General features: G+C 73.2%; 16 protein-coding genes. 3 read left to right on the forward strand and 13 right to left on the reverse strand.

Translation table 11 applies throughout. The features are described 5' to 3' along the window. Positions 1–244 precede the first annotated feature (244 nt). The 9 genes from glgB to DE149_RS11330 form a co-directional block, all read right to left on the reverse strand. Positions 245–2,575: a 1,4-alpha-glucan branching protein GlgB gene (glgB, locus tag DE149_RS11290; protein ID WP_069941551.1), complete on the reverse strand. Its 2,331-nt coding sequence runs from the start codon at positions 2,573–2,575 to the stop codon at positions 245–247. A gap of 40 nt (positions 2,576–2,615) precedes the next feature. Further along, a complete protein-coding gene (locus DE149_RS11295) occupies positions 2,616–4,715 on the reverse strand; it encodes an alpha-1,4-glucan--maltose-1-phosphate maltosyltransferase (protein WP_070708927.1) in 2,100 nt (699 codons plus the stop codon). 104 nt (positions 4,716–4,819) lie between these two features. After that, entirely contained in the window at positions 4,820–5,611 is a 792-nt protein-coding gene (locus tag DE149_RS11300) for an ABC transporter ATP-binding protein (RefSeq protein WP_036382449.1), read from the reverse strand. After that, on the reverse strand, positions 5,604–6,593 hold the full coding sequence (locus tag DE149_RS11305; protein ID WP_113914505.1) for an ABC transporter permease: 990 nt from the start codon (positions 6,591–6,593) through the stop codon (positions 5,604–5,606). The genes DE149_RS11300 and DE149_RS11305 overlap by 8 nt, the downstream gene beginning before the upstream one ends. 132 nt (positions 6,594–6,725) lie before the next feature. After that, entirely contained in the window at positions 6,726–7,736 is a 1,011-nt protein-coding gene (locus DE149_RS11310; RefSeq protein WP_041104728.1) for an ABC transporter substrate-binding protein, read from the reverse strand. Between the two features lie 232 nt (positions 7,737–7,968). Then, on the reverse strand, positions 7,969–8,958 hold the full coding sequence (rlmB, locus tag DE149_RS11315; RefSeq protein WP_113914506.1) for a 23S rRNA (guanosine(2251)-2'-O)-methyltransferase RlmB: 990 nt from the start codon (positions 8,956–8,958) through the stop codon (positions 7,969–7,971). Between the two features lie 74 nt (positions 8,959–9,032). Next, positions 9,033–10,490, reverse strand: coding sequence for a cysteine--tRNA ligase (gene cysS, locus DE149_RS11320; protein ID WP_041104726.1), 1,458 nt, complete (start codon positions 10,488–10,490; stop codon positions 9,033–9,035). Positions 10,491–10,563: 73 nt separating this feature from the next. Further along, entirely contained in the window at positions 10,564–11,865 is a 1,302-nt protein-coding gene (ispF, locus tag DE149_RS11325; RefSeq protein ID WP_113914507.1) for a 2-C-methyl-D-erythritol 2,4-cyclodiphosphate synthase, read from the reverse strand. 130 nt (positions 11,866–11,995) lie between these two features. Further along, complete coding sequence (locus DE149_RS11330) at positions 11,996–12,478, reverse strand: CarD family transcriptional regulator (protein ID WP_002858073.1); 483 nt, start codon at positions 12,476–12,478, stop codon at positions 11,996–11,998. 201 nt (positions 12,479–12,679) lie between these two features. Here DE149_RS11330 and DE149_RS11335 point away from each other — a divergent pair, with 201 nt between their 5' ends. Then, positions 12,680–13,231 (forward strand): hypothetical protein, encoded by a 552-nt coding sequence (locus DE149_RS11335; RefSeq protein ID WP_036384688.1) that lies wholly within the window; start codon positions 12,680–12,682, stop codon positions 13,229–13,231. Between the two features lie 91 nt (positions 13,232–13,322). On the opposite strand, the gene DE149_RS11340 is transcribed toward DE149_RS11335, so the two are convergent. Then, positions 13,323–14,003: a response regulator transcription factor gene (locus DE149_RS11340; protein ID WP_002858071.1), complete on the reverse strand. Its 681-nt coding sequence runs from the start codon at positions 14,001–14,003 to the stop codon at positions 13,323–13,325. Further along, positions 14,000–15,229, reverse strand: coding sequence for a cell wall metabolism sensor histidine kinase WalK (locus DE149_RS11345; protein ID WP_036384686.1), 1,230 nt, complete (start codon positions 15,227–15,229; stop codon positions 14,000–14,002). Before DE149_RS11345 ends, DE149_RS11340 begins: the two co-directional genes overlap by 4 nt. A 163-nt stretch (positions 15,230–15,392) precedes the next feature. Here DE149_RS11345 and phoU point away from each other — a divergent pair, with 163 nt between their 5' ends. After that, complete coding sequence (gene phoU, locus DE149_RS11350) at positions 15,393–16,061, forward strand: phosphate signaling complex protein PhoU (protein ID WP_063189352.1); 669 nt, start codon at positions 15,393–15,395, stop codon at positions 16,059–16,061. A 61-nt stretch (positions 16,062–16,122) separates the two neighbouring features. On the opposite strand, the gene DE149_RS11355 is transcribed toward phoU, so the two are convergent. After that, a complete protein-coding gene (locus DE149_RS11355) occupies positions 16,123–16,881 on the reverse strand; it encodes a phosphoglyceromutase (protein ID WP_063189350.1) in 759 nt (252 codons plus the stop codon). Between the two features lie 49 nt (positions 16,882–16,930). Here DE149_RS11355 and DE149_RS11360 point away from each other — a divergent pair, with 49 nt between their 5' ends. Continuing rightward, on the forward strand, positions 16,931–17,773 hold the full coding sequence (locus DE149_RS11360) for a hypothetical protein (protein WP_044658509.1): 843 nt from the start codon (positions 16,931–16,933) through the stop codon (positions 17,771–17,773). A 25-nt stretch (positions 17,774–17,798) separates the two neighbouring features. Here DE149_RS11360 and DE149_RS11365 read toward each other — a convergent pair whose 3' ends face one another. Continuing rightward, positions 17,799–18,095, reverse strand: a complete 297-nt coding sequence (locus DE149_RS11365; RefSeq protein WP_063189348.1) for a DUF2516 family protein — start codon at positions 18,093–18,095, stop codon at positions 17,799–17,801. Between the last annotated feature and the right edge of the window lie 109 nt (positions 18,096–18,204).

The following is an 18,204-nucleotide window of genomic DNA, read 5'->3' on the forward strand; positions in this document are numbered from 1 at the left end:
ATTCTCGGCATGAATCCGCGGATTCTGTGTTCTTCACCCCGCCTCCCGGTCACCCGGTCGGCGTCTTGAGCACGAGATGGAACTCTACACACGAACCCCACCGAACACAAAATCAGGGGTGACACCCGGCGTGCGGTCAAGGGTGGGCGGCCGGTTTCCGCCTGTTCTCGCGGATTCCTTCGGCCTGGCCCGCCCCGTTCGACGCTCCAGCGCCGTCACCCCCGGCCGTGACGTGCACCACTCCTCAGGGCGTGGCCGTCGTGTCCAGGGTCGGCTGGAGCCACAGGGTGGTCAGCGCCGGCACGTTCACCGTGACGTGGGCCGGCTGGCCCTGCCACTGGCCCTCGTGTGCCGCGATCACCTCGGACTGGCCGGTCTGCTCCCGCCAGCCGTCACCGTGGAAGTCGGTCGCATCGGTGTCCAGCACCACCGTCCACTCCCCCGCGGACGGCACCCCCACGCGCAGCCCCTGACGCGGCGACCCCGAGAGGTTGGTGATGCACAGCAGCGGGGCGCCGCCCGGTTCAGCGGCCGGGACCGCGGCGCCGTCGTCGTCGATCCGTGTCTCCGGCACCACCTGCGCCGCGGGCATGCGGAGGAACACGAGCGTGTTGCCGTCGGCGTCGCCGCCGTCCACCCACGAGAATCCCTCCGGGCTGTGGTCCAGCGACCACAGCGCCGGCTTGCTGCGGTAGAGCGCGTTGAGCTCCCGGATCGTCAGCTGGACCCCGCGGTGCGCCTCATCCCACGAGACGGGCCAGTCCAGGCCCTCGCCCTCGGACCACTCGCTCGGCTGCGCGTACTCCCCGCCCATGAACAGCAGCTGCTTGCCGGGGTGCGCCCACATGTACCCGTAGTAGGCGCGCAGGGTCGCCAGCTGCTGCCGTCGGTCGCCCGGGATGCGGCCCAGCAGGGAGCCCTTGCCGTGGACGACCTCATCGTGGGACAGCGGCAGCACGTAGTTCTCCGAGTAGGCGTACACCATGGAGAACGTCCACTGCTCGTGGTGCCACCGGCGGTTGACCGGGTCCTGGGACAGGTAGGCCAGGGTGTCGTGCATCCAGCCCATGTTCCACTTCTTGCCGAAGCCGAGACCGCCCGCGTCCACGGGAGCGCTCACCCCGGAGAAGGCCGTGGACTCCTCCGCGATCATGTGGACGCCGGGGTGCAGGCGGTACACGGTCGCGTTGACCTCGCGCAGGAAGTCGATGGCCTCGAGGTTGTGGTTGCCGCCGTGCACGTTGGGCTCCCACTGCCCGTCCTCGCGCGAGTAGTCCAGGTAGAGCATCGAGGCGACGGCGTCCACGCGCAGCCCGTCGATGTGGAACTCGCCGAGCCAGTAGAGCGCGTTGGCCACGAGGAAGTTGCGGACCTCGGTGCGGCCGAAGTCGAACACGAGGGTGCCCCAGTCGGGATGTTCGCCCCGCCGCGGGTCCGGGTGCTCGTACAGGGCGGTCCCGTCGAAGCGCGCGAGCGCCCACTCGTCCTTCGGGAAGTGCGCCGGCACCCAGTCCACGATGACGCCGATCCCCGCCCGGTGGAGCGCGTCCACCAGGTGCTTGAACTCGTCCGGGGAGCCGAACCGGGAGGTGGGGGCGTAGTAGCCGGTCACCTGGTAGCCCCAGGACCCGCCGAACGGATGCTCCGCGACCGGCAGGAACTCCACGTGCGTGAACCCGAGCCACTGCACGTACTCCACGAGCTGCTCGGCCAGCTCGCGGTAGTCCAGCCCGGGCCGCCACGAGCCCAGGTGCACCTCGTAGATGCTCAGCGGGCGCTCGTGCGGGTCCGTGAGACGGCGGCGCTCCATCCAGGTGCGGTCCCCGAAGGCGTAGTCGGACTCGAGCACACGCGAGGCCGTGGCCGGCGGGACCTCCGTCCAGCGGGCCATCGGGTCCGCCTTCTGCCGCCAGAGCCCGTCCCGGCCGAGGATCTCGAACTTGTAGCGGTCGCCGTGACCGACGCCAGGCACCAGCAGCTCCCACACGCCGGAGGAGCCGAGGGACCGCATGGCATGGGTCCGGCCGTCCCAGCCGTTGTGGTCGCCCACCACGCGCACGGCCCGCGCGTTCGGCGCCCAGACCGCGAAGGCCGTGCCGACGGCCTCGCCCGCGGAGGTGCGGACCACGCGGGCGCCGAGCACCTCCCACAGCCGTTCGTGCCGGCCCTCCCCGATCAGGTGCAGGTCCAGCTCGCCGAGCGTGGGCAGGTGCCGGTACGCGTCGTCCTGCTCCTGGACGGGGCCGGTCGTGCCGTCCTCGGTCTCGTATGCCACCTCGACGCGGTAGTCGCCCGCGGCGGCCCCGGCCACGCGGGGCGTCGGGGCCACGCCCGCGAACACGCCGTCGTGCTCGTGCGTCAGCTCCACCCGTTGCCCGTCGCCGGCGCGGACCACCGTGACCGTGCGCGCCAGCGGGCGCAGCACGCGGTAGGTGACCGCCGCGCCGTCGGGATGCGGGTGGGCGCCCAGCACGGTGTGCGGATCGTGGTGCCGGCCCTGCGCGACGGCGGCCAGCACCTCCGGGTCCACGGCGAGCGGGGCGACGGCGGGACGGGGGGCGGCGGACGGGGTCATGGCGATTCCTGTTCTGGGGACGGCGGGCGTCGGGAGCGGCTCAGCCGTTCCGGACGACCCGCAGGACATGGGCGGGCTCGACGTTCGGGTCCAGGCGGACGTACGGGGTGCGGCCCCACCGCCAGCGCTGGCCGGTGAGCAGGTCCTCCACCTCGACGGCCCCGGACGCGTCGCGGTCCTCGGGGCGCAGACGCAGCGCCTCGAGGTCCAGGTCCAGGGTCGCCTCGACGACGTCGTGCGGGTTCGTGGTGACGACGACGATCAGGGTGTCCTCCGCGGGACCGGCGTCGGTGACCGCCTCGGCGTCCCGGTGCGCACCCTCGGGCCGGGCCGAGCGCGTCTTCGAGAACACGAGCAGGTCAGGGTGCGTCGAGGCGTGCAGGGTCAGGTTCTGCAGGTCGCCCAGCGCCGGGTGCGCCGCGCGGATCTCATTGAGCCGGGTGAGGTACGGGGCGAGCGAGGCACCCGCGGCCTCCGCGCCCTCCCAGTCCCGGGGGCGGTACTCGTACTTCTCGTTGTCGATGTACTCCTCCGCGCCCGGCCGGGCCACGTGCTCGAACAGCTCGAACCCGGCGTAGACGCCCCACAGCGGGCTGGCCGTGGCGGCGACGACGGCGCGGATCCGGAACGCGCCCGGGCCGCCGTGCTGCAGGTACTCCGTGAGGATGTCCGGCGTGTTGACGAAGAGGTTGGGGCGATAGAACGCCGGCGTCTCGTGCGAGATCTCCTGGAGGTACTCCGCAAGCTCCTCGGCCGTGTTCCGCCAGGTGAAGTACCCGTAGGACTGCTGGAACCCGACCTTGCCCAGGGCGTGCATCATCGCGGGACGGGTGAAGGCCTCGGCGAGGAACACGACGCGCGGCTCCTCGGCGCGGACCTTCGCGATCAGCCACTCCCAGAACCACAGGGGCTTGGTGTGCGGGTTGTCCACGCGGAAGATGTGCACGCCGCGGGCCACCCAGCCCCGCACCACGTCCAGCACCGCCTGGGCGAGGCCGTCCGGGTCGTTGTCGAAGTTCAGCGGGTAGATGTCCTGGTACTTCTTCGGCGGGTTCTCCGCATACGCGATGGTGCCGTCCACGCGGGTGGTGAACCACTCCGGGTGTGCGGTGACCCACGGGTGGTCAGGGGAGCACTGCAGGGCCAGGTCCAGGGCCACTTCGAGGCCCTCGTCCGCGGCCGCGGCCACGAACGCCTCGAAGTCCTCGACGGTGCCCAGGTCCGGGTGCACGGCGTCGTGTCCGCCCTCGGGCCCACCGATCGCCCACGGCGAGCCCGGGTCCTGCGGCCCGGCCGTCAGCGTGTTGTTCGGACCCTTGCGGTGCGTGGTGCCGATCGGGTGGATCGGCGGCAGGTAGACCACCTGGAAGCCCATCCGGGCGACCGCCGGGAGCCGGTCGGCCGCCGTCCCGAAGGTGCCGGAGGACCACGTGCCGGAGGCCTCGTCGAAGCGGGCGCCCTCGGAGCGGGGGAAGAACTCGTACCAGGCGCCGCGGCCGGCGAGCTCGCGCTGCACGTCCAGCGGGTAGAGCTCGGAGCTCGTGAGGTGCTCCCGCACGGGGCGGGCGTGGAGGACGGCGGACACCTCCGCCGACTCGGCGGAGGCCAGGCGCTGGGCCGGGATGAGGGACTCGTCCTCGAGGCCGCGAACGACCTCCTCGAACACGGCGCGGTCCTCGGCCGAGCGCTCCGCGTCCTCGGCGGCCCGGCGGAACAGGGCGGCGCCCTCGGCGAGCATCAGCTCCACGTCGATGCCGGCGGCGATCTTGACGGTGGCCGCGTGCTTCCACGTGCCCACCGGGTCGTCCCAGCCCTCGACCACGAACTGGTGCAGGCCCGGCTCGGCGGGCCGCAGCGTGGCCACGACCTCGTCCAGCCCGGGCCGGCCCGGACGCATCTGCACGCGCTGCACCTCGGCGCCGGCCGGGTCGAGCAGACGGACGGTGGCGCGCACGGAGTCGTGGCCCTCGCGGAACACGGTGGCGCGGACGGGGATGTCCTCGCCGACCACGGCCTTCGCCGGGAACCGGCCGTCCAGCACGACGGGCTGCACGTCCGTCACCGGGATGCGCCCCGTGACGGTCTGGAGGCGGACATCGGCTGCGGTGGCGCTCTGGGTGTCGGGCTTCACGGTGCTCACGCCACGACGCTACCCCGCGGCCGCGCCGGTGAGAACGGCCGGCCCGCCCGCCCGCCGTGGGGCGGAGGGGCGGGCCGGGGACACGGGGGCGCCGGACGGGACGCTCAGGACAGCATGGTCTTGTCGTCCACGACGGCACCCTTGATCTTGCCGAACTCGGCCAGCAGGTCCGCCGGGGTGCGCCCGGCCTTCTCCTGCTCGTCCAGCTCGAGGATGATCCGGCCGTCGTGCATCATGATCAGCCGGTTGCCGACCTCGAGGGCCTGGGACATGTTGTGCGTGACCATCAGCGTGGTGAGCCGGTGCTCGGCCACCACCTGCCGGGTCAGGCGGGTCACCAGCTCCGCCCGGGACGGGTCCAGGGCGGCGGTGTGCTCGTCCAGCAGCAGGATCTTCGGTCCGGAGAACGTGGCCATGAGCAGGCTGAGCGCCTGACGCTGGCCGCCGGAGAGCAGCCCGACCTTGGCGGTGAGGCGGTTCTCCAGGCCGAGTTCGAGCTTCGTGAGCTCGTCGCGGAACATCGCGCGCCGGGCGCGGGAGACGCCCCGCGAGAGCCCGCGGGCGTGCCCGCGTCGCCAGGCCAGGGCCATGTTCTCCTCGATCGTGAGGTTCGGTGCCGTGCCCGCCGTCGGGTCCTGGAACACCCGGCCGATCGAGGCCGCGCGGCGGTGGTCCGGCATGCGGGTGACGTCCTTGCCGCCCACGGCCACGGTGCCGGTGTCCGGGAGCAGCTTGCCGGCGATCGTGTTCAGGATCGTGGACTTGCCGGCGCCGTTGGAGCCGATCACGGTGACGAAGTCGCCCTCGGCCAGGTGCAGGTCGATGCCCTGCAGGGCGCGCCGCTCGTTGACGGTGTTCGGGAAGAAGGTCTTGGAGACCTGCGAGATCTCAAGCACGGGGGGCCTCCTCGGGGACGGATGCGGCGGGGGCGGCGCCGCCCGGCTCGCCGGTCAAAGGCATGCCGGCGGTGGCCGGAGCGGCGGCGGCCGGCCCCGGGGTCGCGGCCGTGCCCCGAGTGCGCAGGCTCAGGCGCTTGGCGAAGCCGAAGCGCGGCAGCAGCAGGGCCACGACGACGAGAGCCGCGGAGATCAGCTTCATGTCGTTCGGGCTCAGGCCCGCGTTGAGGGCGAACTGGATGATCAGGCGGTAGAGCACGGCGCCGACGATCACGGCGAGCGTCGCCCAGAAGACCGTGCGCTGGCCGAACACGGCCTGGCCCACGATCACGGACGCCAGGCCCACGAGGATGAGGCCGATGCCCATGGAGATGTCCGCGAAGCCCTGGTACATGGCCAGCAGGGAGCCGCCGAGGGCCACGAGGCCGTTGGAGATCATGAGGCCGAGGATCTTCATCCGGTCCGTGGAGACGCCGTACGAGCGGATCATCTCCTCGTTGTCACCGGTCGCCTGCAGGGCGAGGCCCAGGTCCGTGTGCAGGAACCAGTCGAGGATCAGCTTCACCACGAACACGCCGAGGAAGAGCACGAGGATCGAGCCCCAGTTCCGGGCCAGTCCCAGGTCGCCGAGCCACGTGAACAGGGTGTCCTGGCCGAGCAGGGGGATGTTGGCCTTGCCCATGATCCGCAGGTTGATCGAGTAGAGCGCGATCATCGTGAGGATGCCGGCGAGCAGGCCGTCGATCCGGCCCTTCGTGTGCAGCAGGCCGGTGACGAGGCCCGCGAGCGCGCCCGCCACGAAGGCGGCGAGCATGGCCAGGGGCACCGGCGTGCCGCCCGTGATGAGCACGGCGGCCGTGGCGGCGCCGGTGGTGAACGAGCCGTCCACCGTGAGGTCGGGGAAGTCGAGGATGCGGAAGGTCAGGTACACGCCGAGCGCGACGACGGCGTAGATCAGACCCAGTTCCACTGCGGTCAGCATGGGGCGGGTGCCTTTCGGGCGGTGCGAGGGGGGGACGGACGACGGCGGGACGGGGTGGGCCGGCCGTCGACGTGCTCCGCGGCGGCCCGGACCACGAGGTCCGGGCCGCCGCGGAGGCGGGCAGGCGCGGGATCAGCCCTCGACGAGCTGATCGGCCCTGTCCGTGAGCTCGGCGGGGATCTCGACGCCGTAGGCCTCGGCGGCCTTCGGGTTCAGCACGAGCTGCAGGTTGGCCGGGTCGGCGTAGCCCACGGGCAGCTCGGCCGGCTTCGCGCCGTCCTTGAGGATCTTCACGGCCATCTCGCCGGCCTGCTTGCCGTGCGCCTCGTAGTCGATGCCGTACGTGCCCAGGGCGCCGCGCTCGACGGAGTCGATGTCCGCCGAGATGACGGGGACGCGCTGCTCCTTGCCGTAGCCCACCACGGTCTCCAGCGCCGAGACGACGGCGTTGTCCGTGGGCACGTAGATGCCGTCCACGCCGGACAGGGACTGCACGCCCTGCTGGACCTCGGACGAGTTGGTGATGGTGGCCTCCTTGACCTCGAGGCCCAGCTCCTTGCCGGCCTCCTTGGCCTGGTCCACCTGGACCTTGGAGTTGGCCTCGCCGGAGTTGTAGACGATGCCGACGGTCGTGGCGTCCGGCTTCACGTCCTTGAGCAGCTGCAGCTGCTCCTTGACCGGGTTGCGGTCCGAGACGCCGGTGACGTTGCCGCCCGGGGCCTCGTCCGAGGCCACGAGCTCAGCGCCCTGGGGATCGGTGACCGCCATGAACACGACCGGCTTGTCCTTCACGGCCGAGGCGGTGCCCTGCGCGGCAGGGGTCGCGATCGCGGCCACGAGGTCCACGTCCGCGTCGTTGGCGAAGGTGGAGGCGATGGAGGTGACCGTGGCCTGCTCGCCCTGGGCGTTCTGCTCCTCGAACGTCACGTCCAGGCCGGCGTCCTCGAACGCCTCCTTGAAGCCCTCGGCCGCGCCGTCGAGCGCCGGGTGGGAGACGAGCTGGTTGATGCCCACGGTGTAGGAGCCCTCGCCGCCGGCGGCGGAGGACGAGCCGGAGCCGCCGGAGCCGGAGTCGCCGCACGCCGTGAGCCCGAGGGCGACGACGGCGAGGGCGGCGGTGAGGGGGAGGGAGCGGTGCTTCATGAGACGGACCTCGTTCTGATGGTGCGGTGCGGGATGCGCTCGCCGACGGGGGCCCGTCGGACACAGTGCAGACACTGTGCGCGGTGACGCGCGTCACGGGCAAGACGTGGGCGTGTCCACGCGACATCCTGCCATGTGATGGGCATCACGGTGGACACTCTGCCCCGCTGGGCTTCGTGTGCGACCCCCGCGTCCCCGCCCGGCCGTCATCCCGGGCGGGACGCCGTGGAGGTCAGCGCCCGCCGGCGCGCTGCACCGAGATCTCGTACAGGGAGATGCCCACCGCCATCGAGGCGTTGAGGGACTCCATCGTCGAGTCGATCGGGATGGACACGATCTGCTGGCAGTGCTCCCGCACCATGCGGGACAGACCCTTGCCCTCGGCCCCCACCACGAGCACGAGCGGCTCCGTGGCCAGGGCGAGCCCGGGCAGGGAGACGTCCCCGCCGCCGTCGAGGCCCAGCACGAAGTAGCCGGCCTTGTGCAGGTCGACGAGGGTGGTGTTCAGGTTGCCGGCCTGGGCCACGGGCACCCGCGCGGCCGCGCCGGCCGAGGTGCGCCAGGCGGTGGCGGTCACGCCGACGGAGCGCCGCTCGGGCACGATCACGCCGTCCGCGTCGAACGCGGAGCCGGCCCGGATGATGGCGCCGAGGTTGCGGGGGTCGGTGATGCCGTCGAGCGCGATCAGCAGCGGCGGGGTCCGCAGGTGCCCCTTCTCGTGCTTCGCGAGCGCGTCGAGGGCCAGGGCCGTGGCGTCCGCGTACTCATAGGGCGGGATCTGCAGCACGATGCCCTGGTGCACGGCCTCGCCGGAGAGGCGGTCCAGCTCCGGCTTGGTGTTCTCCAGGACCGGCACGCCCTGTTCGAGGCAGAGGCGCAGGGCCTCCTTGACGCGGTCGTCCATCTCGATGCGCACGGCCACGTGCAGCGCCTTGGCCGGGATGCCCGCGCGTAGCGCCTCGAGCACGGGGTTGCGACCGGAGACCGTCTCGTCCGTGAGCTTCACGCGGCCGCGGACCTGGTCCTTCACGGGACCGCGCTTGGCGGACGAGCGCTCGGCCAGCTGCTTGGCGCGGTGCGCCTTGTGGTAGACCCGGTCCTCGGCCTTGGGGGTGGGTCCGCGGCCCTCGAGCGCCTTGCGGCCGTGGCCGCCGGTGCCCTTCATGGGGCCCTTCTTGCCCTTGGGCTTGCGGGATCCGCCGGAGCGGGGGGCGGTGGACATGGCGGGACTCCTGCGGGCCGGGGACGGGGGCGGCGGCACGCGGGGCGCCGCCGGATCGCCCTCCAGTCTAGGTGTCAGTCCGCCAGGCGCCATGTGGCGCCGTCGGCGCCGTCCTCCACCACGACGCCGGCCGCGGCCAGCGCATCGCGGATGCGGTCCGCGGTGGCCCAGTCCTTGTCCGCGCGGGCCTGTGCCCGCGCCTCGATCTGCGACCGGACGAGCGAGTCGAGGGCGTCCGACACCGGGCCGGCCGCGGCGTCGTCGCCCTCGGGCACGTCGTCCAGGCCCAGCACCGCGGTCATGGCCTCCACCTCGGCCAGGCGGGCGGCCGCGGCGTCGAGGTCCTGCCCGGCCAGCGCCGAGTTGCCGGCGCGCACGGCCTCGTGCAGGGCCGCGAGCGCCTGGGGCACGTTGAGGTCGTCCTCCATGGCGGTGCGGAAGGCGGCGGGCACGCGGTCCGCGAGCGCCCCGTCGGGGGCGGGCGGGACGGCGCCGGCGGCGCGGGCGCGGGCCGTGAAGCCCTCGATGCGCTCGACGGCGGCCTCGGCCTCGTCGAGGGCGCCGGGCCGGTAGTCGAGCTGGGAGCGGTAGTGGGCCTGCCCCAGGAAATAGCGCACCGCCGTCGGGCGGGCCATGCCGAGCATCTCCTCGGGGGAGATCGTGTTGCCCACGGACTTGGACATCTTCTCGCCGCCGTAGGTGACGAGCCCGTTGTGCAGCCAGAAGCGGGCGAAGCCGTCACCGGCGGCCGCCGACTGGGCCAGCTCGTTCTCGTGGTGCGGGAACCGCAGGTCCAGGCCGCCGCCGTGGATGTCGAACTCGGCGCCGAGGTACTTCGTGGACATGGCCGAGCACTCCAGGTGCCATCCGGGGCGGCCGGCGCCCCAGGGCGACTCCCACACGGCGGTGGCGGGCTCGCCGGGCTTGGCGCCCTTCCACAGGGCGAAGTCGCGGGGGTCGCGCTTGCCGCGCGGGTCGGCGTCGGGGGCGTCCTGCATGTCCTCGACGCGCTGGCGGGTGAGCTCGCCGTAGCGCTCCCAGGACCGGACGTCGAAGTAGACGTCGCCCGAGCCGTCCTGCGCGGGGTAGGCGTGGCCGCGCTCCATCAGGCGCTCGATGAGCGCGAACATCTCGGGCACGTGGCCGGTGGCGCGCGGCTCATAGGTGGGACGGCGGACGCCGAGGGCGAGGTAGGCGGCGTCGAACGCCTTCTCGAACCGGTAGGCCAGGGCCCACCACGGCTCGCGGGCCGGGTAGAGGTCCGAGGCCTCGAAGCCGGCCTCGTGGGAGGCGGCCGAGCGGTCGAGGATCTTGTCGTCGATGTCCGTCACGTTCCGCACCGAGGTGACGCGCAGCCCGGTGGCCTCGAGCCAGCGGATGAGGATGTCGAACACGATCGCGCTGCGCACGTGGCCCACGTGCGGCATGCCCTGCACCGTGGCCCCGCAGTAGTACACCGACGCCTCGCCGGGCACGAGGGGCTCGAAGTCCCGGATCTGCGCGGTGCGGGTGTCGTAGAAGCGCTGGGCCATGGGGGCGCGGTCCTTCCGGAGGGGCGGGGTCCTGACGGGGCTCTGCCAGCCTAGTCGGTGCGCCGACGCGGGCTCAGGCCGCGGGGACGACGAGCGCGGTCGCGATCCCGACCAGCCCCTCCCTGCGCCCGATGAACCCCAGCCGGTCCGTGGTGGCGGCGGAGACGGACACGGGGGCCCCGCCGAGGGCGGCGGAGAGGGCGGCCTCCATCTCCGCGCGGCGCGTGCCCACCTTGGGCCGGGGTGCGACCACCTGGACCGCCACGTTCCCGACGGCGAGGCCCGCCTCCGTCAGCAGGCGCAGCACCTCGCGGAGCATGTCCGCGCCGGAGGCGTCCGCCATCTCGGGCCGGTCGACGCCGAACACGGCCCCGAGGTCGCCGAGGCCGGCGGCGGAGAGCAGGGCGTTGCACGCCGCGTGGGCGGCCACGTCCCCGTCCGAGGTCGCGGCCACCCCCCGCTCGCCGGGCCAGTGGATGCCACCGAGCCACAGGGGCCGGGGGGCGTCCTCGGGTGCCCACGCGTGCACGTCGGTGCCGATCCCCACGCGCGGCAGGGGGGCGGGCGCGGCGGCGGGGCGGGCGGGCTGGTCCATGGGTGCCTCCTCCTGGGGGGCGCGGCGGGCGAGCTCGAGGCGGGCGAGGTCGAGGTCGGCGGGGGCGGTGACCTTGAACGCGGCCGGGTCGCCGGTCACCACCACGACCTCGTGCCCCGCGGCCTCCATGACCATCGCGTCGTCGGTGAGCGCCGCGGCGTCGAGCGTGGGGTCCGTGCGCACGGCCTCGTGGGCCGCCAGCAGGGTGTCCAGGTCGAAGCCCTGCGGCGTCTGGATCGCGCGCAGGCCGGCGCGGGCCGGCGTGGCCGCGACGACGTCGACGCCGCCCCGGCCGGGAGTGACCTGCTTGACGGTGTCCGTCAGCGGCAGGCCCGGGATCGCGGCGACCGCGCCGGTCTCGAGCGCCGCCGTCACGGCCCCGAACACGCTCGGCGGGGTCAGCGCGCGGGCCGCGTCGTGGACGAGGACGCGGCGGGGCGCCCCCGCCGGGGCGAGGTCGGCCAGAGCGTGGGAGGCCGCGGCGAGCCCGGCGCGGACCGAGTCCGCGCGCTCGGCGCCGCCGGGCACGCAGTGCACGGGCACGTCCAGGCGCGGGCCGGCGTCGACCTCGGCGGCCACGCGGCCGGCATCGGCCCCCGCCGGCGGGGTGAGCACCACGACGGCGTCCAGGGCGAGCCCGGCCGCGCGCGCGGTGGCGACGGAGGCCAGGCAGTGGTGCAGGAGGGTGCGGCCGTCCGCGAGGGGGGCGAGGGCCTTGGGCAGCCCGGCACCGAGGCGGGTGCCGGCGCCGGCGGCGGCGATCACGAGGGCGGTGGGCATGGCCTCATCCTAGGGAGCGCGCCGGTGTCCGTGGCCCGGGACCCCCGGCGGCGACGGCCGTGGCCGGGGACGAGACAGGGGAGGGGCCCGCGTCGTGGACGCGGGCCCCTCCCCTGCCGTGTGCTGCTCGTCAGCCTTCGAGCACCTTGTCCAGGCGGCCCTCGGCCTCCTCCTCGGTGACCTTCTTGGCCAGTGCCAGCTCGGACACGAGCACCTGGCGGGCCTTCGAGAGCATGCGCTTCTCGCCGGCGGACAGGCCGCGGTCCTGGTCGCGGCGCCACAGGTCGCGGACGACCTCGGCCACCTTGTTGACGTCGCCGCTGGCGAGCTTCTCCAGGTTGGCCTTGTAGCGGCGGGACCAGTTGGTCGGCTCCTCCACGTGCTCGGCGCGCAGGACCTCCATGACGTGCTCGAGCCCCTCCGCATCCACGACGTCACGCACGCCGACGAGGTCGACGTTCTCCGCAGGGACCTCGATGGTCAGGTCTCCCTGCGCCACCTTGAGCTTGAGGTACATCTTCTCCTCCCCCTTGATGGTGCGCATCTTGATCTCCTCGATCCGCGCAGCACCGTGATGGGGGTAGACGACGGTCTCTCCGACCTCAAAAACCATGTTGTTGTGCCCCTTTCAGTCGTCTCATTCTATCATGCGGCCCCGTCATGCCGCGCGTGCCGTCACATCTTCGGCCTCCGGATGTGATAGTGGACGACCCCGCACCACAGGCCGGCCGGCGTCCCGGGATGCGGTAGCCTGACCTGGCAGGACCCCTGCCTCGGGGCTCCTGAGCACGTCATCGCACCTGAGGAGACCTCTGTGAAGAACGCATCCCGGCCCGCCCGGCGCCACCTCGCCGCAGGTGCGCTGGCCGCGGTCGCCCTGCTGGGCGCCACCGGCTGCTCCGCCGTGAGCCCGATCGCCACCGCCATCCAGTACTCCCCCTCGGACGGCATCAACGGCCAGGAGCAGGACTTCCTGAGCTACCGCAACCTCGCCCTCGTCGGCGACGGCGAGTCGGGCCCCGCCCGCCTGATCGGCACCGTGGAGAACACCTCCGGCCAGGATCAGACCTACACCTTCCAGGCCGAGGGCGGCGGCTCCGCGACCCTGAAGGTCCCCGCCGGCGAGAGCCGCAAGCTCGAGGACGAGGCGAACACAACCGTCCTGGAGCGCGAGGGCGTGTGGGTCGGCGAGAACCTGCCCGTGACCGTCTCCGGCAACGGCGGCACCGCCGACCTGGCCGTCCCGCTGCTGAGCGCCACCCAGGAGCAGTACCGTGACCTGCTCCCCGAGGGAGTCGAGCCCTCGGAGGAGGATCTCGTCGGGCACCTCCACGAGGAGACCCACCACTACGGCGAGGAGCACTGACCTCCGCCGGGCCTGCGCCCGGCACGCCACGGCCCCGGCCCCACCGCGAGGTGGAGCCGGGGCCGTCGTCGTCCCGGGAGGAGCGCGCCGGTCAGGCCTCGAACTTGTAGCCCAGACCGCGCACCGTGACGAGGTAGCGGGGGCTCGAGGGGTCGGGTTCGATCTTGGAGCGCAGGCGCTTCACGTGCACGTCGAGGGTCTTGGTGTCCCCCACGTAGTCGGAGCCCCACACGCGGTCGATCAGCTGGCCGCGGGTGAGCACGCGCCCGGCGTTGCGCAGCAGCATCTCCAGCAGCTCGAACTCCTTGAGCGGCAGGGACACCTGCTCGCCGTCCACGGAGACGACGTGCCGCTCGACGTCCATGCGCACGGGGCCGGCGCTGATGGTCGCCGACATCGGCTCCTCCTGCTCCCCCTGACGGCGCAGCACGGCGCGGACGCGGGCCACCAGCTCGCGTGAGGAGTACGGCTTGGTCACGTAGTCGTCCGCGCCGAGCTCGAGGCCGACGACCTTGTCGATCTCCGAGTCCTTCGCGGTCAGCATGATCACGGGGACGTTGGAGCGCTGGCGCACCTGACGGCACACCTCGGTGCCGGACATCCCCGGGAGCATCAGGTCCAGGAGGATCAGGTCCGCGCTGTCGCGCTCGAAGACGCTCAGCGCCTCGTTGCCGTCGGCGGCGACGGTGACCTCGAACCCCTCCTTCTCCAGGAGGTAGGACAGGGGGTCGCTGAACGACTCCTCGTCCTCCACGATCAGAATGCGGCTCATGCGCTCGTCTCCTTCCGGGTCGGGGGTGCGGCCGAGGCGGTCACCCGGTGACCGCGCCGCTCGGTGACGTGGGCGGCACCCGGCGCGCCGTCGACGGCGACACCGTCCCCCCACTCGGGCAGGCGGATGGTGAAGGTCGACCCGCGGCCCGGCTGGGACCAGAGGGTGACCTCCCCTCCGTGGTTGATGACGACGTGCTTGACGATGCTCAGCCCCAGGCCCGTGCCGCCCGTCTGACGCGACCGCGCCGCGTCCACGCGGTAGAAGCGTTCGAAGACCCGCTCCTGCTCCTCCGGGCTGATGCCGATGCCCTGGTCCGTGACGGTGACCTGCGCGAGCCCGTCCACGGAGCTCAGGCCGATGCCGACCGTGGTGCCCTCCGGGGAGTAGCGCACCGCGTTGTCCACCAGGTTGCGCACCGCGGTCATCAGCTGGTCCTGGTCCCCGTGCACCACCGCGTCCACGCGGCCGCCCACGCGCAGCGCGATGCCGCGGTCCTCGGCGGTCAGGCGCAGGCGGTCCACGGCGTCGGCGACGACGGCGTTGAGGTCCACGGGCCCCCCGTCCTGGACCACGTCCTTGGCCTGCAGCCGGGAGAACTCGATGATGTCCTGCACGAGGGCCGAGAGCCGGCGGGACTCGACGCCCAGGCGTGCGGCGAAGCGACGCACCGCCTCCTCGTCCTCCGCGGCGTCGCCGATGGCCTCGGAGAGCAGGGAGATGGCGCCCACCGGCGTCTTGAGCTCGTGCGAGACGTTGACGACGAAGTCGTGGCGCATGGCCTCGGTGCGGGTCACGTCCGTGCGGTCGTCGGCCAGGATCAGGATGTACTCCTCGTCCAGCGGGGCCACGCGCAGCTCGACGACGAGGCTCGACTGCCCGAGGGGTCCTCGGGGCAGCTCCATGCGGCGCTCGACGATGACGCCGTCGGCCCGCACGGTCCGCGTGAGCTCGCGCAGCTGGTCCTGGACGAGCGAGTGCCCCCGCACGAGGCCCAGGGCGTAGGCCGCGGGGTTCGCGCGCACCACGCCGTCGACGTCGTCCACCACCGCGTACGCGCGGCCGACCACGGAGAGGACCTCGGCGGCGCCCGGGGCGAGGGTGGGCTCGCCGACCGTCAGGTCCACCGTCCGCGAGCGCTCGGACGCCCGGAAGGCCAGCATGGAGGCCACTCCGGTGAACAGTCCGACCGCTCCGCACAGCAGGCCGATGATGACGGGATCCACGGCACCAGACTAGCCTCTGGCGGCCCGGAGACGGGCTGCCCCGGCCCCGCCAGACGCCGGACGATCGGCGTTCATGGGCCGTTCATCTTGCCCTGCCAGGGTGGACCGTTGCCCCGGGGAGTCGGGGTCGGCGGCGCACGGGCGTCGCCGGGGAGAGGAGACCATGCGCGAGCTCTACCGAGCCGACCTCGAACGGCTGGGCCGCGACCTGACCGAGATCGCCCGCCTCGTGCACCGCGCCATGATGGACGCGCAGGCCGCCCTCGAGGCGGCCGACGTGCACGGCGCCGAACGGGTCATCTCGGAGGACGCGCGGATCGACCAGCTGCAGGAGTCCCTCGACGAGCAGGCCGTGCGCATCCTGGCGCTGCAGGCGCCCGTGGCCACGGACCTGCGCACCGTCGTCGCCACGCTGCGGATGAGCTCCTCGCTCGAGCGCATGGGCGACCTCGCCCGCCACGTGGCCCAGCTGACCCGGCTGCGCTACCCCGAGCACGTCATCCCGGAACAGGTCCGGACCGTGATCACCGCGATGTGCGACGCCGCCGTGGAGGTGGCCGAGGAGGTCCTCCTGCTGCTCGAGACCCAGGACCTGGCGCACGGGGACCGGATCGACGCCCTCAACGAGGACGTCAACGCGCTGCACCTGTCCGTCTTCCGCGCGATCGCCGCCCCGGACTGGAGCGCGACGCCGGCCACCACCACGGACGTCACGCTGGCCTCGCGCTACCTCGAGCGGTTCACGGACCACGGCCTGTCCGTGGCCGCCAAGGTGCGCTACCTCGTCACGGGCGAGTGGGCGACCCACCGCCCGGACGCCACCGGCTCCTGACCGTCCCCGACGCCACGGGCCGGGCCCCCGGCGGGGTCCCGGCCCGTCGTCGTCGGACGCGTCAGTGCGCGGAGCCCTGGGCGGCCACGGCGGCGGCGCCGGCGGCGGCGGCCTCCGGGTCGAGGTAGCGGCCGTTCGCGGTGATCGGCTTGAAGTTCTGGTCCAGCTCGTAGACCAGCGGGATGCCCGTCGGGATGTTCAGGCCCGCGATGTCCTCGTCCGAGATGCCGTCCAGGTGCTTGACCAGGGCGCGCAGCGAGTTGCCGTGCGCGGCGATCAGCACGGTCTTGCCGGCCTTGAGGTCGGGCAGGATCTGCTCCTCCCAGTAGGGCAGCAGGCGGTCGATGACCTGCTTGAGGGCCTCGGTGCGGGGGGCGTCCTTGCCCAGGTCCGCGTAGCGCTCGTCGCCGATCTGGGAGAACTCGGAGTCGTCGTCCAGGGCGGGCGGCGGGGTGTCGAAGGACCGGCGCCAGACCATGAACTGCTCCTCGCCGAACTCCTCCTTCACCTGGGCCTTGTCCTTGCCCTGCAGGGCGCCGTAGTGGCGCTCGTTCAGGCGCCAGCTGCGCTTGACCGGGATCCACTGGCGGTCCGCGGCCTCGAGGGCCAGGTTGGCCGTGGTGATGGCGCGCTTGAGCAGGGACGTGTGGACCACGTCCGGGCGGATGCCCTCCGCCTCCAGCAGCTCACCGCCGCGGGCGGCCTCGGCGCGCCCCTTCTCGGTCAGCGGGACGTCCACCCAGCCGGTGAACAGGTTCTTCTCGTTCCATTCGCTCTGACCGTGCCGCAGCAGGACCAGCGTGTACGTGGTGTTCGCCATGTCACCATCCTAGGCGGACCCGTCCCGCCGCTCCCCTACGCTGGAGCCCATGGTGGAGAAGGCCCGGCGGCTGCGCGCGCGCACGACGCCCGGCCCCGGCCCCGCCCGGGGCCCGCAGGGCCACATCACCCGCGGCACGACGGCGGCGCAGCGGATGCGCCGGGTGGACCGCTGGCTCACGGACGTGCACGGCCCCCTGCTGCGGCGCACGCCCCGCCCACTGGCCGTGGACCTGGGCTTCGGCGCGGAGCCGGTGACCGCCGTCGAGATGGCCCAGCGGCTGCGCGTGCAGAACCCGGCCCTCGAGCTGGTGGGCCTCGAGATCGACCCCGCTCGGGTGGCCCGGGCCCGGGAGCGGGCCGGCGACCTGCCGGGGGTCACCTGGGCGGTCGGCGGCTTCGAGCTGCCCGTGCCGCGGCCGCCCACCGTGGTGCGCGCGTTCAACGTGCTGCGCCAGTACCGGGAGGAGGACGTGCCCGCGATCTGGTCCCTGCTGTGCGCGGGGCTCGCCGACGACGGCGTCCTCGTGGAGGGCACCTGCTCCGAGGACGGTCGGCGGGCGGCCTGGGTGGATCTGCGCCGGGACGGGCCGGCGAGCCTGACCGTGGCCCTCAGGCTGGGGTCCTTCGCCCGCCCCTCGGACGTGGCGGCGCGCCTGCCGAAGGTCCTCATCCACCGGCACGTGCCCGGGGAGCCCGTCCATCGGCTCCTGGCGGAGGCCGACGCCGCGTGGGCCGCGCACGCCCCGCTCGCGGCCTACGGGACGCGGCAGCGGTGGCTGGCGACGGTCGGCACGCTGCGCGCGGCGGGCTGGCCCGTGCTGGGCGGCCCGCACCAGTGGCGGCGCGGGGAGCTGAGCGTGCGCTGGGCGGCGGTGGCGCCGTCGTCATGAGGGCCGCGCCGACGGCGCGGGGCCCTCAGCGGCGCAGGGCCGGGCCCATGTCCTGGCGGGGGCCGGCGAGGTAGACGCACGCCACGCACGCGGCCACGAGGCCGAACATGCCCATCCCGCCGCCCGCGAGCACGCCGAGGAGCCCGACGACGGCGGCGACGCCGGTGAGGATCAGCCAGAAGCTCCTGTCCCGGCCCCCGATGCGGGCGAAGTCGTCGGGGCGGCGCCGGACGACGTCCACCAGCGCCCAGACCTCGAGCACGAGCGCGGCGATCGCCAGGACGCGGAACAGCCAGTGGTCGACGAGCAGGGCGAAGTGCATGGGGGCGCTCATGCCGGTCAGTCTAGGTGTTGTGGGTCATGAGGTTCTTGCCACGGGGTACGGGCTGAGATGAGACGAGTGGGCCTCTCCCGCAGGATGGAAGTTCCTA

It is taken from the genome of Micrococcus sp. KT16 (assembly GCF_003315015.1).
Lineage (GTDB): Bacteria > Actinomycetota > Actinomycetes > Actinomycetales > Micrococcaceae > Micrococcus > Micrococcus luteus.